General features: G+C 66.4%; 15 protein-coding genes. 5 read left to right on the top strand and 10 right to left on the bottom strand.

Annotated features, from left to right (window positions below; all coding sequences use genetic code 11):
• Positions 1 to 423 (bottom strand): LysR family transcriptional regulator (locus tag AO684_RS17415; protein ID WP_152968461.1); only part of this gene is annotated, 423 nt, incomplete at its 3' end.
• A 99-nt stretch (positions 424 to 522) separates the two neighbouring features.
• On the opposite strand from AO684_RS17415, the gene AO684_RS17410 reads away from it, so the two are divergent.
• The gene (locus AO684_RS17410; protein WP_054304003.1) at positions 523 to 1,308 is read left to right on the top strand and encodes a 2OG-Fe(II) oxygenase; all 786 of its coding nucleotides are present in this window, start codon (positions 523 to 525) and stop codon (positions 1,306 to 1,308) included.
• Positions 1,309 to 1,311: 3 nt separating this feature from the next.
• Here AO684_RS17410 and AO684_RS17405 read toward each other — a convergent pair whose 3' ends face one another.
• Together AO684_RS17405 and AO684_RS17400 are read right to left on the bottom strand one after the other, a co-directional pair.
• A complete protein-coding gene (locus AO684_RS17405; RefSeq protein ID WP_054304002.1) occupies positions 1,312 to 2,277 on the bottom strand; it encodes an aldose epimerase family protein in 966 nt (321 codons plus the stop codon).
• Between the two features lie 64 nt (positions 2,278 to 2,341).
• Positions 2,342 to 3,367 carry a zinc ABC transporter substrate-binding protein gene (locus AO684_RS17400; protein WP_054304001.1) on the bottom strand — a complete coding sequence of 342 codons (1,026 nt, stop codon included), beginning with the start codon at positions 3,365 to 3,367 and terminating at the stop codon, positions 2,342 to 2,344.
• Positions 3,368 to 3,437: 70 nt separating this feature from the next.
• Here AO684_RS17400 and AO684_RS17395 point away from each other — a divergent pair, with 70 nt between their 5' ends.
• Genes AO684_RS17395 through AO684_RS17385 form a run of 3 tightly spaced genes read left to right on the top strand, consistent with a single transcriptional unit; the run spans position 3,438 to position 5,486 of the window.
• A complete protein-coding gene (locus tag AO684_RS17395; protein WP_054304000.1) occupies positions 3,438 to 3,914 on the top strand; it encodes a Fur family transcriptional regulator in 477 nt (158 codons plus the stop codon).
• Positions 3,911 to 4,702, top strand: coding sequence for a metal ABC transporter ATP-binding protein (locus tag AO684_RS17390; protein ID WP_054303999.1), 792 nt, complete (start codon positions 3,911 to 3,913; stop codon positions 4,700 to 4,702). Before AO684_RS17395 ends, AO684_RS17390 begins: the two co-directional genes overlap by 4 nt.
• Complete coding sequence (locus AO684_RS17385) at positions 4,695 to 5,486, top strand: metal ABC transporter permease (RefSeq protein ID WP_054303998.1); 792 nt, start codon at positions 4,695 to 4,697, stop codon at positions 5,484 to 5,486. Before AO684_RS17390 ends, AO684_RS17385 begins: the two co-directional genes overlap by 8 nt.
• 51 nt (positions 5,487 to 5,537) lie before the next feature.
• On the opposite strand, the gene AO684_RS17380 is transcribed toward AO684_RS17385, so the two are convergent.
• From AO684_RS17380 to AO684_RS17370, 3 genes are all read right to left on the bottom strand, one after another.
• Complete coding sequence (locus AO684_RS17380) at positions 5,538 to 6,527, bottom strand: PRC-barrel domain-containing protein (protein WP_054303997.1); 990 nt, start codon at positions 6,525 to 6,527, stop codon at positions 5,538 to 5,540.
• Positions 6,528 to 6,707: 180 nt separating this feature from the next.
• On the bottom strand, positions 6,708 to 8,111 hold the full coding sequence (locus tag AO684_RS17375; RefSeq protein WP_054303996.1) for a PepSY domain-containing protein: 1,404 nt from the start codon (positions 8,109 to 8,111) through the stop codon (positions 6,708 to 6,710).
• 36 nt (positions 8,112 to 8,147) lie between these two features.
• Positions 8,148 to 8,540, bottom strand: coding sequence for a hypothetical protein (locus tag AO684_RS17370; RefSeq protein ID WP_054303995.1), 393 nt, complete (start codon positions 8,538 to 8,540; stop codon positions 8,148 to 8,150).
• Positions 8,541 to 8,682: 142 nt separating this feature from the next.
• On the opposite strand from AO684_RS17370, the gene AO684_RS17365 reads away from it, so the two are divergent.
• Positions 8,683 to 11,181: an FAD-dependent oxidoreductase gene (locus AO684_RS17365; protein ID WP_054303994.1), complete on the top strand. Its 2,499-nt coding sequence runs from the start codon at positions 8,683 to 8,685 to the stop codon at positions 11,179 to 11,181.
• 173 nt (positions 11,182 to 11,354) lie between these two features.
• Here the strand turns inward: AO684_RS17365 and AO684_RS17360 are convergent, their stop codons facing one another.
• The 4 genes from AO684_RS17360 to AO684_RS17345 all read right to left on the bottom strand — a co-directional run bounded on the left by AO684_RS17360 (position 11,355) and on the right by AO684_RS17345 (position 14,347).
• Positions 11,355 to 12,155, bottom strand: coding sequence for a GH25 family lysozyme (locus AO684_RS17360; protein ID WP_369814614.1), 801 nt, complete (start codon positions 12,153 to 12,155; stop codon positions 11,355 to 11,357).
• An 87-nt stretch (positions 12,156 to 12,242) separates the two neighbouring features.
• Positions 12,243 to 12,584, bottom strand: a complete 342-nt coding sequence (locus AO684_RS17355; RefSeq protein ID WP_054303992.1) for a carboxymuconolactone decarboxylase family protein — start codon at positions 12,582 to 12,584, stop codon at positions 12,243 to 12,245.
• Positions 12,585 to 12,647: 63 nt separating this feature from the next.
• Complete coding sequence (locus AO684_RS17350; protein WP_054303991.1) at positions 12,648 to 13,274, bottom strand: DUF938 domain-containing protein; 627 nt, start codon at positions 13,272 to 13,274, stop codon at positions 12,648 to 12,650.
• On the bottom strand, positions 13,271 to 14,347 hold the full coding sequence (locus AO684_RS17345; protein WP_054303990.1) for an FAD-binding oxidoreductase: 1,077 nt from the start codon (positions 14,345 to 14,347) through the stop codon (positions 13,271 to 13,273). The genes AO684_RS17350 and AO684_RS17345 overlap by 4 nt, the downstream gene beginning before the upstream one ends.
• Between the last annotated feature and the right edge of the window lie 41 nt (positions 14,348 to 14,388).

The raw sequence follows: 14,388 nt of genomic DNA, 5'->3' as shown, positions 1-14,388 counted from the left end.
CCCGCCATAAGTCAGTCGCAGATGCGCACCTTGGGTGAAATCCACCGGGTCATCCTCCACCCGGATCGCCAGATCGACCAGCGGAGCACCCTCCAGCGCCCCGGGCAGCCAGCATTCGGCCAGCGAGGGCAACACCGACAGCACGAAGCGCCGCCGGGGCGGACCGTCACGCAGCTCGCCGGTCACGGCGGCAATCTCGGCAAAAGCGGCGCCAAGACGCGGCTGCAAGGCCAGACCGGCGGCGGTCAGGCTCAGCCGGTTGCCCTGCCGCAGGAAAAGACGTTTGCCAAGGTGATCCTCCAGCTGGCGGACCTGAAGACTGATCGCGGCAGAGGACACGCCCAGTTCCTCGCCCGCACGGGTGAAACTGCCGCAGCGCGCAGCAACCTCGAAGGCACGCAGGGCATTCAGGGGTGGCACCATCTTCCCTCCGGTTTTCCTTATGGTTCCCCAGATTTCCCCCGATTGCAACTTTCGCAATCCGGCGCAGTCTGGACAGAACCCGCACAGCAGGAGGTTCCCATGCGCGACATCATCGACCTTGACCGCTACCCGCTGGATCGGCCGGACAGTCCCGAATGGCAGGCGCTTGTCGATGCCGCGCAGGCCGAACTGGCGGCCACCGGCATGTTCAACCTGCCCGGCTTTCTGCGCGCCGAAGCCAGCGTCGAGGTGACTGCGGCCCTAGCCCCTAAGTTCGCCACCGAGGCGCATGTGCATGCGCGCCGCCATAACATCTATTTCCGCAAGGACATTCAGGGCCTGCCCGCTGATCATCCGGCACTGGCAGAGGTCGAATCCCGCAACCGCACGCTTTGCGCCGATCAGATCGGCGGCGCGCTGAACCGGCTGTATCACTGGCCCGAATTCGCCCGCTTCCTTGCCGCCACGATGGACAAGCCCGCGCTGCATCCGATGGCCGATCCGCTGGCCGCGCTGAACGCCATGTCCTATGCGACGGGCGACGGGCTGAACTGGCATTTTGATCGGTCCGAATTCACCACCACGCTGCTGTTGCAGGCGCCCGACGCCGGGGGGCTGTTCGAATACCGCCGTGATCTGCGCGGCGACTCGGACCCGAATTATGCGGGCGTGGCGCGGCTTTTGCGCGGCGAAGACCCGGAACTGCGCGCCATCACCCTGTCGCCCGGCACGCTGAACGTGTTTCGCGGCAAGCATACCGCGCATCGGGTGACGCCGGTCGAAGGCACGACGCCCCGTGTGATCGCGGTGTTTTCCTATTTTGAAACGCCCGGCGTGCGCTTCACCGCCGAGGAACAGCGCGGCTTCTATGGCCGCGCGGCCTGAGCCTCAGGTGCCGAAACGCCAGCGTATCCGCTGTTCGCGCGTCTCACCCGCGCGCAGCAGGATCGAGGGGAAACCGGGCTGGTGCAGCGCATCGGGCCAGAATTGCGGCTCGATCGCCAGCGCCTCGTAAGGCGCCGCACCCCGGCGGGGGACGGTACGGTTGTCATAGACCTGCACGCCCGGCTCGGTCGTGGCCACCACCATCTCGACCCCGGTCTTGCCGGTCAGCCACAGCACATCGCGCAGCGGCTGGGGGCCGTTTGACAGACAGAAATTGGTATCCAGCGCCGGCTCACCCGGCCAGATGCGGCGCCCCGCCCGAAAATCCAGATCGCCGCCCGCCACCGGCGTCAGCCGCCCTGTGGGCAGCAGCGCTGCGTCCGTCTCTGTCACGCGGTCGGCGACAATGCGCAGTTGATGGCCGGACCAGTCGGCACTGCCATCAAGGTTCCAGTAACTGTGATTGGTCAGCGCCGCAGGGGTATCGGCGTCCGTGGTCAGGGTCAGCCGCAGATGCAGCGTCGCGGGCGCACTGACCCGCCATTCGGCGCGCACCTGCCGGTTGCCCGGAAAGCCGCCCTCCCCCGCCGCCAGATCGCAGACAAGCGTCAGATGATCCTCGCCCGAAGTCTCGATCCGCCAGACCTTGCGATGCAGCCCCGCGCCACCGGAATGCAGGCAGTTCGCGCCCTCATTCGCCTCAAACTGACAAGGCAGACCACCAATATCGGCCCGCGCCCCGGCGATGCGGTTCGCCACAGGGCCGATCACCGCACCATGGTAACCCAGCGCGCCTTCATATTCCGCCAGATCCTCAGAGCCGCGGGTCAGGCTGTAGCCCAGACCCGACAGCCGCAAATCCTGAAGGATGGCGCCGTAGGTGAGGATCGTGGCGCCCAGCTTGCCCGCGCGCAGCGTCACCGCCTGCACCGCCTCTCCCGCTGCCGTCTGCCCGAACTCGCGGATCATGCTTGCCTCCCCCGGCCAGAATTTCGTTAGAAATTCACGAGCCGGAGGGAAGGTCAAGGGCTGCTCACGGCGCGGTGAGGCAGTCGGCCAGTGTCGAGGCGAGCCCTTCCAGCACGGCGGTATAGCCATCGGCGCTTGCGGGCAGTGTCACACCGGCAGGGTCCAGCGCCCCGCCCTGCCGGGCGCCCGCCGCCTCGGCAATCTGTTCGATGGTCTTCGGGGCGTGTCCGGCCTCGGGGAACAGGCAGGCCACACCCGCGCCCACCCGCGCCCGCAACTCCGCCAGATGCGCCGCACCGGGGGCTGCGGCATCACCTGCCGAAACGCTGCCTGCGATGGTCAGCCCGTAATGGCCCGCGAAATATCCATAGGCATCGTGGAAAACCACGATGGGCTTGTCCTGAACCGGGGCAAGCTGCGCAGCGATCCGGGCGTCGGCAGCGGCAATCGCCTCTTTGCCCTTCGCGGCATTAGCGGCATAGGTCGCGGCATTTTCGGGGTCCAGTGCCGCAAGCTGCGCGGCGATCGCCTCCAGCCAGATCGCGCCATTCGCCGGATCAAGCCAGGCATGCGGATCGGTGCCGCTGTGGTCGTGACCATGCGCGTCGTGGTCGTCGTGGTCGTCGTGCCCGGCTTCCCCTGCATGATCGTGGTCAGCATCATCGTGCCCGGTTTCCGCCGCAGGATCATGGCTTTCGTGCCCAGCCCCGGCGCCGTGATCGTGGTCGTGATCGTGGTCCTCGTGACCCTCCCCGAAGGGCTGAAGATGGGTGCCCGCGACTTCCAGCAGGCGCAGTTGCTGCCCGTTTGCCACGCCGTCCAGCGCCCGGTCGAGCCAGGGCGACATCTGCGGCCCCATCCAGACCACCAGGCCGGCATCCGACAGGGCGGCAGCCTGGCTCGGGCGCAACTGGAAGTCATGGGCATTCGCCCCCTGATCCAGCAGGCGTTCCGGCTGGCCCAGATCGCCCATCACGGTGGCAACAAGACCATAGGTCGGCGTCATGTCGGTTACCACACGCGGCACCTCGGCCAGGGCCGGGGCACACAGCGCGGTGCTGGCAAGGGCGGCGGATATGATATAACGCATCGGAAACCTCTTCGCTTTGGCGGACGGGCGATCTATGTATGTAATATCATAACACGTCAAGAGGCGCCGCATGGACCCGCAGCCCTTTCACGATCACGATCATCACCTGTGCAGCGATGCCGTGATGTCCCAGGCCGAGGCCATGCTGGCCGCCAGCGGTGCGCGCCTCACCCCGGTGCGCCGCCGCGTGCTGGAGATCCTGCTGGAACAGCATCGGGCCATGGGGGCCTATGACGTGCTGCAACGGCTGGCCGCAGAAGGATTCGGCAACCAGCCGCCCGTTGCCTATCGGGCGCTGGATTTCCTTGTGGAACAAGGTCTTGCCCATCGCATCCAGCGGCTGAACGCCTTCACCGCCTGCATGCATCCGGGCGAGGCACATGCCCCGGCCTTTCTGATCTGCCAGGGCTGCAACACGGTGGCCGAAGCCCCTGCCGCCCCGGTGCGGGCGGCGCTGGAAAGCGCGGCGGCGGATCTGGGTTTCACCGTAGAACGCGCCAGTGTCGAGGCGCTTGGCCTCTGCCCTGCCTGCCGGGAGGCATCATGACCCAGCCGCTGATCGAGGCGCGCGGCCTCTGCGTCCGGCTGGGCGCGCAGGAGGTGCTGCACGATGTCTCGCTGAAAGTCGACCCGGGCGAGATCGTGACGATTCTCGGCCCGAACGGGTCGGGCAAGTCCACGCTGTTGCGGGCGCTGCTGGGCATTCTGCGGCCCGAGCATGGCGGCATTACCCGCAAGCCGGGGCTGGCTGTCGGCTATGTGCCGCAGAAGCTGCACATCGACCGGACGCTGCCCCTGACCGCGCGTCGGTTCCTGTCGCTGCCACAGCGCCATGGCGAGGCAGAGACCGAGGCGATGCTGGCCCGTGTCGGCGTACCGGAGGTGGCGGACCGGCCGATGACGGGTCTGTCCGGCGGGCAGTTTCAGCGGGTACTGCTGGCCCGCGCCCTGCTGACGCGGCCCGAACTTCTGATGCTGGACGAACCCACGCAGGGTCTGGACCAGCCCGGTGAAGCCGCCTTCTACCGGCTGATCGACGAGGTTCGGCGCGACACCGGCGCCGCCGTTCTGATGGTCAGCCATGACCTGCATGTGGTGATGAGCGCCTCGGACAGGGTGATCTGCCTGAACGGCCATGTCTGCTGCGAGGGCACGCCGCGCGTGGTGTCGAACGCCCCGGAATATCGCGCGCTGTTCGGACTGGGCACACAAGGCGCGCTGGCGCTTTACCAGCACGTCCATGACCACGACCACACGCATGGTCATGACCATGAGCACAGCCACGGACATGACCATGGGCACGGACCTTCCCATGCGGAGCACGATCATGCTTGACGATTTCCTGATCCGCGCCGCGCTGGCGGGCCTTGGTCTGGCGCTGGCGACCGGCCCGCTGGGATCTTTCGTGGTCTGGCGGCGGATGGCCTATTTCGGCGATGCCACCGCCCACGCCTCGATCCTTGGGGTGGCGCTGGCGCTGGCCAGTGATCTTCCGGTCGGTCTTGGCACACTGGCGGTTGCCTTGGCCATGGCGGTAACGGTGGCGGGACTGGCCGCGCGCGGCTGGGCGCTGGATACCACGCTGGGCGTGCTGGCGCATTCGGCGCTGGCCTTCGGCCTTGTCGCCGTCAGCTTCGTCCCCGAGGCGCGGACCGATCTGTCTGCCTATCTGTTCGGCGACATCCTAGCCGTGTCGCGTGCCGATCTGGGCTTCATCTGGGGCGGGGCCGCACTGGTGCTGGCGCTGCTTTACTGGCGCTGGAACGCGATGCTGACCGCGACACTGAGCGAGGATCTGGCCGCCGCCTCGGGCCTCAACCCCGACCGCGAGCGGCTGGTGCTGGTGCTGGCGCTGGCGGTCACTGTGGCCGTGGCGCTGAAGGTGGTGGGGGCGCTGCTGATCGCGGCAATGCTGGTCATTCCGGCGGCCGCCGCGCGCGGCCTCGTCCGCAGCCCCGAGGCCATGGCCGCACTGGCGGCTCTGATCGGGGCGGCGGCGGTCGTGGGCGGTCTGCGGCTGTCCCTGAGCCTCGACACCCCCGCAGGTCCGTCCATCGTCACGGTAGCGGCCTGCATCTTCGTTCTGGCAGCCAGTCTGGGGCAGATGCGCAAGCAATGATGCCCGGCCTTCCGGCCGGGCATCGGGGGAGCAGGCTGTGGGTATGGAGGGTTAGCCCGCAGCCTCGGGCATGGCTTTCAGTTGCTCTTCGGTGGCGCTGACGTGCAGCACAGTGCCATCCCCGTCGGCATCGGGCGCGATGCGCAGCATGTCGGCGGTCAGGCTCACCGATTTCTCACCGATGCCGAGGAAGCCGCCGACATCGACCACGACCGACTGGATCGCGCCATTGCCGTCGAGCGTCACGGCGCTGACCTCACCCACGTCTTCCTCACCCGGGCCGTAGACGCGCTTGCCGACCAGGTCAGCCTCCGTCACGCCGGTGAAATCGACGGGTTCGCCCATCACCGCACCATCAGCCGCGCCAGTGGCCGGGGCTTCCGCCATGGTTTCGGCAGGGGCCGCCGTGGTCGCAGCCGGATCATTGGCCGCCGGAGCCGTGGCGGTATCGGTCGCCATCGGAGCCACCGGGGTTGCCACCGGATCAGCCGTGACGTCCGCACGATCCCCGGCCGGGGCTTCGGTGCTGAAGATCATGGCGGTGTCAAAGGCGGGCGCCGCTTCCAGATCAGTTTTCGTGCCGTTGAACACGATGAAATAGTCCTGCGGGCTGTCAGCATCCGGCACCATGGTCAGACGTGCCATGTCGATGGCCACGGTCTTTTCGCCGATCCCGAGGAAGCCGCCGAAGTCAACCAGCACGGCCTCGGTATCACCGCTGCGGCTGAGGATCACATCACTGATCTCGCCCGCATCCTGCCAGTCAGCCGACGCCTCGGCATAACCATCGGGGTTCAGCGCGCTCGTATCGGCTTCGGTCAGCCAGACACGCTTGCCGATGAAATCGGAGGCCCTCACACCCTGGTCGATCGTGGTCAGATAGGGCGACGCCGTCGCGTCGGTCGCCATGGTATTGGCCGGAGCAGCGGTCTGCGGCGCAGCCGGATCGGGGGTCGTGGTGGCAGTGTCTGCAAGAACCCCGCCCGCCATACCGGCGGTCAGGCCGAGGGCGAGGATCGTCGAGTTGAGAAGGGTTTTCATGTCAGCCTCCGTTCAGGTTGAGCGGCGGGGAAACCGGGCTTTCTGGATCGCCCTGCACCTTCCCGACGCGGTATGAACAGACAACCCGCCCCTTCCCCGTCCGTTCCGGGCGGGGCTGTCACGATAAGTTCAGCCGGGCCACGGGAACCCGCAGCCCGGCTGCACGTTTAGGCGGCCGTGTCAGGACAGCGCGCGCCGCAGCGGCGGCAGGCCGGTCAGCACCAGCAGATCGAAGGCCAGCACCGCCAACAGGGTCAACCCCAGCATCGGGAAGGCCATCGACAGCAACAGCGCAATCAGCACCACGCCACGCGCCAGCGGCACGACCTCGGGCCGTGGCGGCGCGGCCAGACGCGGGGCGCCCGCCGGGCGGCGCTTCCACCACAGCACCAGACCAGAGACCGCAAGAAACACCACCGACAGGCAGAATGCGGTGTTCAGCACCAGATTCCACAGCCCCAGATCGCCCTCGTGGAAGGCAATGCCCCAGGCCATCGCCTTGGCATAGGCCGAGTAATCGGCATAGCGCACATCGGCCAGCACATTGCCGGTGTAGCGGTCGATATGCAGCGTGCGATCCGCCGCCGGGTCCGGCCCATCGTTCGACATGCTGTCATGGCTGATGGTCCAGACCCCGCTGTCGCCACCCGGCAGGTTGATCTGGAACCGGCGGTCAAAGCCCAGCCCTTGCGCAAAGGCCGCCACACTGTCCAGCGTCACCGGCCCGGCGATCGCCGCCTGCCCGGCCAGTGAACCGGAGGCGGGCATCGGGGTCTGCTCCAGCCCCCAGGGCACTTCTTTCGCGGCGCCGTGGTTCATGCTGGCATGGGTCGCGTCCGACAACGGAACATTGTCCCATTTCTCGGCCGGGAACGTGCTCCAGGCCTGAACGAATTTCTCGCCCCAGATCCCGGCCCAGCTCAGGCCGGAAATCAGGAACAGCACCAGCAGGACCGACACCCAGATCCCGACCACGCCATGCAGCGATTTCCACAACGCCCGCCCCGTGCGGTTGACCGAGGGCACCAGCGCCGCCCGCCAGCCCGTGCCACCACGCGGCCAGTGCAGATAAAGCCCCGATGCCACCAGCAGCAGACCCAGCGAGGCCGCGGCCTCGATCAGCCGGTCGCCCAGCGTGCCCAGGAGAAGCGAGCCGTGGATGTCATTGGCAAAGTCATACCAGCCAGCCCGCCACGGGAAGCTGTGAACCGCCGCGCCGGTGTAGGGGTCCAGCGCAACGCCGGTCTTGCCCGACCCGGTCGCTACGGCAAAAACCGCGACCTTGTCGGCGGCCAGCGGCGCCACATATTGCACGGCCTTGCCGCCGGGCACCACCGCCTCGGCCGCCTCTTGCAGCACCGAAGGCGCCAGCGGCACCGTGCCGACCGGAACCGTCATCCGTTCGGCGCCGATGCCTGCGCCATAGCTGATCCACAGCATGACAAGGCCGGTCACCGCCAGCATGCACAGAAATGGAATGACATACAGCCCGGCATAGAAATGCCAGCGCCATACGGCAAAATACAGGGGATTGATGCGGCCATTGCCGCTTCCGGCCTGAGGGCCGGGCGTTTGGGTCGACATGGAATACTCCGTCCGATTGCGTTTGAGGAATGCAGATCAGACGGTGCGGGGTGGTCCCCTTGCCCAGATGCCCAGCGGATCGAAAGCGGGGCGCCACAGATCATCCGGCGCGACCGGATGGAAGGCCGCGGCAAGCCGAAGCGGCAACCGCACCACCGGCGCCTCCGGCACCGGCACCGCGACGGCGGCCTGCGCCCAGGAACAACGGCCATCAACGACTTCGGGCGCGGGTTTCAGTTCGCCCGTTTCGGGGTCAAACAGCATCGACACCGGCCCCTGCCCGGAACAGATGACGATGCGCAGCACGCCATCATCCCCCCGTGCGGGCATATAGCCCTGCGCCACCAGCGACAGCAGCAGGAAGGGCATCGCCAGCACGAGACCGGCGAGTCGCATCCAGACTGATCGGGGCGCGGGGGCGAATGTCATGCCCTCTCCTGCCCCGGCGGCACGATTCCGTCAAGCAGGGCTTTGGATGTCGTTTTTCGCCGCAACAGGTCGGGCCGACTTGTCCGTTTCGCCCGCGCTCTGGCATTCATGGGAAAATTCTTCAGCGCGCACGGAGTCGCCCATGAAAACCCATGTCAAAGCCTTGGTCGTCGGCGGCGGCGCCGTCGGTAACGGGATCGCCTATCATCTGGCCAAAGCGGGCTGGGATACCATGCTGGTGGAACGGGACGAGCTGACCTCGGGCTCCACCTGGCACGCGGCGGGCCTGCTGCCCCTGTTCAACATGAGCTTCGCCACTACCCACATCCACAAATATTCGGTGGATTTCTACAAGTCGCTGGAGGCTGAAACCGGCCTGAATGCGGGCTTTGCGGTCGTCGGCAACCTGCGCATGGCGCAGCGCCAGGAGCGCATGGATGAATACATGCTCTATTCCTCGGTGGCCGAAACCGCCGGGGTCTACCATGAATTCCTGTCGCCCAAGGAAATGAAAGACCGCTGGCCGCTGCTGAACACCGAAGACCTGATCGGCGCGCTCTATCACCCGCAGGACGGCTATATCAACCCGGCCGATGTGACGCAGGCCATGGCCAAGGGTGCGCGCCAGCATGGCGCCACCATCGAGCGCAAGGTGCAGGTGGATGGCTACCGCTGGACCGGCTCGGAATGGGTCGTCTCCTGCACCCGCATGATCGAAAAAGGCGGCATGCTGATCCCTGGCGAAGAAAAGTTCGAGATCGTGGCCGAACATGTGGTCACCGCCACCGGCAACCACGCACAGCGCACCGCGCGCCTTCTGGGCGTGAAGATCCCGGCCATCCCGGTGGAACACCAGTTCATCGTGACCGAGCCCGATCCGATGCTGCAGGAATACCGCAAGAACAACCCGGAACACCCGGTGCTGCGCGACGCCGACGCCAAATGGTATGTCCGCGAAGAGCGCGGCGGCTGGATCCTCGGCCCCTATGAGGCCGGTGCGCCCGCCCGCTTCCTCTATGACGTGCCGGAATCCTTCCGCGCCGATCTGTTCCCACTCGATCTGGAACGGATCGAGACGGAATACATGTCGATGATCCACCGCCTGCCCTCGTCGGAGACCGTCGGCCTGAAAGACGATTTCAACGGCCCGATCTGCTACACCCCCGATGGCAACCCGCTGGTCGGCCCGGTTCCCGGCCTGCGCAATATGTGGATCGCGGAAGGCTTCAGCTTCGGCATCACCGCCGCAGGCGGCACCGGCTATTACCTCGCGCAGATGATGACCCAGGGTGAAGCAGAGATCGACATGGCCTCGCTCGATCCGCGCCGCTATGGCCAGTGGATGACCACCGAATACGCCGCACGCAAGAATGAGGAATGCTATGAGCACGTCTTCATCCTGCACCACCCGGATGAAGAGCGCGAGGCCTGCCGCCCGCTGCGCACCGCCCCGGCTTATGACCGTCAGAAAGAGATGGGCGCGCAATTCGGTCAGGTGAACGGCTGGGATCGTCCGAACTACTATGGCCCGAAAGATGCACCCGCCTCGTTCGACCATGACAGCCGCTCGTTCCGCCGCGGCGCCTGGTGGCCCTATGCCAAGGCCGAGGCCGAGGCCGTGCGCAATACCGTCGGCATCATCGACGCCACCGCCTTCACCAAACATCTGGTGCGTGGACCCGGCGCAACGGCCTTCCTCGACCACTTCACCTGCAACAAACTGCCCGCCGTGGGCCGCATCAACCTGACCTATGCGCTGACCGATGCGGGCACTACCCGCACCGAATACACCATCGTCCGGCTGAAGGAGAATGAATACTACATCATCTCCGCCGGGGCATGGACTTCGTATGACAGCGACTTCCTGCTGAAATCTGCCGAAGATTTCATGGGGAATGGCGGCGGCTATATCGACATCCACGACGTGACGACCCAATGGGGCGTCTATGCGCTGGCCGGTCCGAATGCCCGCGCCCTCATGAAAGACCTCATCAAGGATGCCGACCCGGACACCGCGCTGTCGAACAAGCGCTTCCCCTGGCTGTCCTATCGCGACATCGAGCTGGGTATGTGCCCGATCCGCGCGATCCGCGTGGCCTATACCGGCGAACTGGGCTGGGAACTGCACTACCCGATCGAGTTCGGCCGCTACCTCTGGGATCTGCTGTGGTCGGTGGGTGAAAAGCACGGCCTGAAAGGTGTCGGGGCCCGCGCGCAGAACTGGCTGCGTCAGGAGAAATCCTATCGCGCCTTCGGCAACGAACTGGGCCGCGACGCAACCCCGCTGGAAGCCGCACTGGACCGTTTTGTCGATCTGTCGAAAGACTTCCGTGGCAAGCAGGCGATGCTCGACACCGGCATCCGTTCGAAATGCGTCACCCTGCTGATCGACGGGCCGGATGATACCGACCCGTGGGGTAAGGAAGCGATCCTGAAAGACGGCGTGAAAGTGGGCCGTCTGACCTCGGGCGGCTATTCGGTGGCCTTCGGCAAGCAGATCGGCATGGGCTATGTCAGCCCCGAACTGGCCGAAGTCGGTACGAAGCTGAAGGTGAAGATGCTGCTGAAGGAATGGGACGCGGTGGTCGTCGAAGACAGCCCCTTCGACCCGAAGAACGAGCGCATCCGCGTCAACGGCTGATCCGCCCTCCCCCAGACCAGAAGGCCGCCTGCAACACGGGCGGCCTTTTTCATCGTGCCCCTGCCCGGCGGCGGGTGAGATCCCCGGCCGCACATGAGTATTTTTGCAAGGAGCAAGATGGCTTTGCTTCTTGCCCAAATACTCACGGCACGACAGTCAGACCGGGCGCCTCGTCAGGGTTGCGCGCGTTTGGCGAGCCAGTCGGCCCAGGCGGCCTCGCCCCCGGCAAAGACGTTGATATCCACAGCACCGGCGATGCCTGGCACCTGACCCGTCGAGGTATATTGCCAGAAGGCCCAGTGCTGCCCCGGATAGCGGTCGGAAGGATGGGCCGCGACCGAACGCAGCCAGAAATCCACGCCCCTGAGCTTCCAAAGCTGGTTGTCCTCGTAGAAATCGACGGTGGTGTAGAGGATCGGTGCCGTGCCGTAATGCTGCGTGAACATGCGGATCAGCACATCTGCATCGGCGCGGATTTCGGTGGCCGGACGGCGGATCGTGCAGGTCGGACTTGTCGGCGTCCATTCCATGTCGATCACCGGCGGCAAATCGCCCGAGCGGCGCGGCACATGGCGGAAGAACCAGCGTGCCTGCTCTTCCGGGACGCGGCAATGATAGAAGAAGTGATAGGCACCCCGCCGCACCCCTGCGCGGGCCGCCCCGCGCCAGTGACTGTCGAACATCTCGTCCACCCGATCGCCGCCTTCGGTGGCCTTGATGAAGGCAAAGTTCACCCCGTTGGCGCGCGCCGTCTGCCAGTCGATGCTGGTCTGGAAGCGCGCGGCGTCGATTCCGTGCACGCTGTGGCGACGGATGGCCGAGGCCAGTTCGGGGTGGGGCTGCGAATCGCCAAAATTCGGCGCGGTCACCGCACCGGCAGGGACCGGGGCCACGGTCCGGCCCTGGGGTGAAGGGGCGCCACCGCAGGCGGCAAGCAGGGAAAGGCAGGCAAACAGGACAAGCGGGCGCCGCAGCATTATAACCTCTGTGGAAACGACTGGCCTGCATCGTTGCCGATGAGGGCCGTATTGTCCACGCGGCTTTTCTGCGGCGCCGGAGGGTCAGCCGAGGTTCGCCAACTCGTCCCAGCAGGCCAGCGCATGTGCGGCATACATCACCGCAGGGCCGCCGCCCATCTGGATCGACATGGCCATTACATCGCTCAGTTCTTCGCGCGTGCCACCCGCCTTCATCAGCGCCTCAACATGGAAACTGATGCAGGGCTCACAGCGCTGCGAGATGGCGATGCCGATGGCGACATATTCCTTTTCCTTCACCCCCAGCGGGCCGTTTTCCTTGGCCGCCCTGGAAAGTTGAGCGAAGCCCTGCATGGTTTCGGGGATGGCCTTGTTCATCACGCGCAATTCGCCGCGCATGCTGTCGATCTTTGCCTTGTAACTCATGTCGTGCTCCTGACTTGCTGTCAGGGCCATGCCATGCGGGCCGGGGCCGCGCCTTGACACATATCAAATCATGAATGTGACAAGTGCCAGATTGTTCGCGGGCATTTCATGCCATTGCAGATCATGGCCGTGGCTGCGCAACTGATCTGCCACCCAGCCGAGATCCTTGTATCCGATGGCCGGATCCTGCGCGCGCAGCGAAGCATGGAAGGCTGCGTCGCCGGGGCTGGTGGTCTGGCCTTCGCGCAGGAAGGGGCCGTAGATCACCAGACGCGGCGCCACCGCAGCAAGGCCCGCCAGCACCGCTGCGGCCTGTGTATCGGAGATCAGGTGCAACAGGTTCACAACCAGCGCCGCATCGAAGCGGCCCATGTCCCGGTGCCAGCCGGGCCGTCCGGCATCCAACACAAGGGGCGGCGCGATGCGGTCCTGCCCGGCCGACCAGGCGCGGATCGAGGTCAGGTTCTCCGGGTTCAGATCGCTGGGCTGCCAGTGCCAGCCGGGAAGGCCGTCGCTGAAGGCACGGGCGTGCTGGCCGGTGCCGGAGGCAAGCTCCAGCATCCGGCCTTCAGGCGGCAGCACCTGTTGCAGCAGCGCAAGGATCGGCCCCGCGTTGCGCACGGCGGAAGGCGCGTGGCGGCGCCCCTCGGCATCGGTATCCGCGCCGCTGTCGGGCAGGCGCAGGCTCATGCGAAGCGTGTGGGCGAAAGGCGCGCGGCCAGATCGGCCCCGACATCCGGCGCGGTGCCACCCAGCAGCGCCGCCACCAGCCGCGCGGCGGCGGGCGAGGTCTGGAAACCGTAGCCACCCTGCCCCGCCAGCCAGAAAAAGGCGGGCTCCGCCGGGTCCGGCCCAATGACCGGCACCCGGTCGGGCGAGAAGGTGCGCAGGCCCGCCCAGTTGGCCAGTGGCCGGGTCACGGGCTCGGTCACCATCTCCTCATACCGGGCCAGTCCTTCGGCCAGAACCATGTCATCAGCCCAGGCATCCTGCGGTGCCAGCGGGTCTTCCTCGGCCGGTGAGACGATCAGCGCCCCGGCATCAGGCTTGGCATACCAGCTTTCACCGCAGCCAAACAGCATCGGCCAGCGCGAGATGTCGCGCGCGCCGGGTGCCGCGATCCGCGCCATGGACCGGCGCAGCGGTGTGAAGCCCGGATCACGCAGACCCGCCATTCCCGCCACCTGCCCGACCCAGGCGCCTGCGGCATTGATCAAGATGCGCGCGGCAATCTCGCCCATCGCGGTGGTCACATGCCACAACCCGCCCGCGCGACGGAGAGCGCTGACCGGGCTGGAGGTGCGCAACTCGCCACCCCCCGCCTTCAGGCGGCGGATATGGCCCTGGATCAGCAGATCGGTGTCGATGTCCCAGGCATGGCTCGCGGTGGCCGCGAAGGCCACGGTCGCCGGGTTAAGGATCGGCACGATACCGCACGCCGCCTCGACCCCGATTTCCTCAAGCTGGAAGCCCGCCAGATCACGGTCGAAAGTGGCGCGCTGATCCGCCTTTGCCAGAATCATCAGGCCGCGTTCCGACAGGATGCCCGGCAGCGCACGGAACGCCGCTTCCGAGGCCAGCGACAGTTCCACCACCGGCGGCAGGCCATAGCGCGGTTCATAAAGTGCTGCGGAGCGGCCAGAGGCGTGATGCGCAGGATGCGCCTCGCGTTCCAGCACCAGAACCGAGCCAAGCGCCACCAGCTCGGCGGCGGCGGAAAGACCGGCGATCCCGGCCCCGATGATCAGGAAATCATATGTCATGGGGGCGCAGAGTAACCGCCCGACCGGCAAAGAAAAGGGGG

Origin of the sequence: Gemmobacter sp. LW-1, assembly GCF_001303875.1 — a bacterium.
GTDB classification, from domain to species: domain Bacteria; phylum Pseudomonadota; class Alphaproteobacteria; order Rhodobacterales; family Rhodobacteraceae; genus Gemmobacter; species Gemmobacter caeni.
This window is presented reverse-complemented; position numbering and strand designations above follow the sequence as displayed.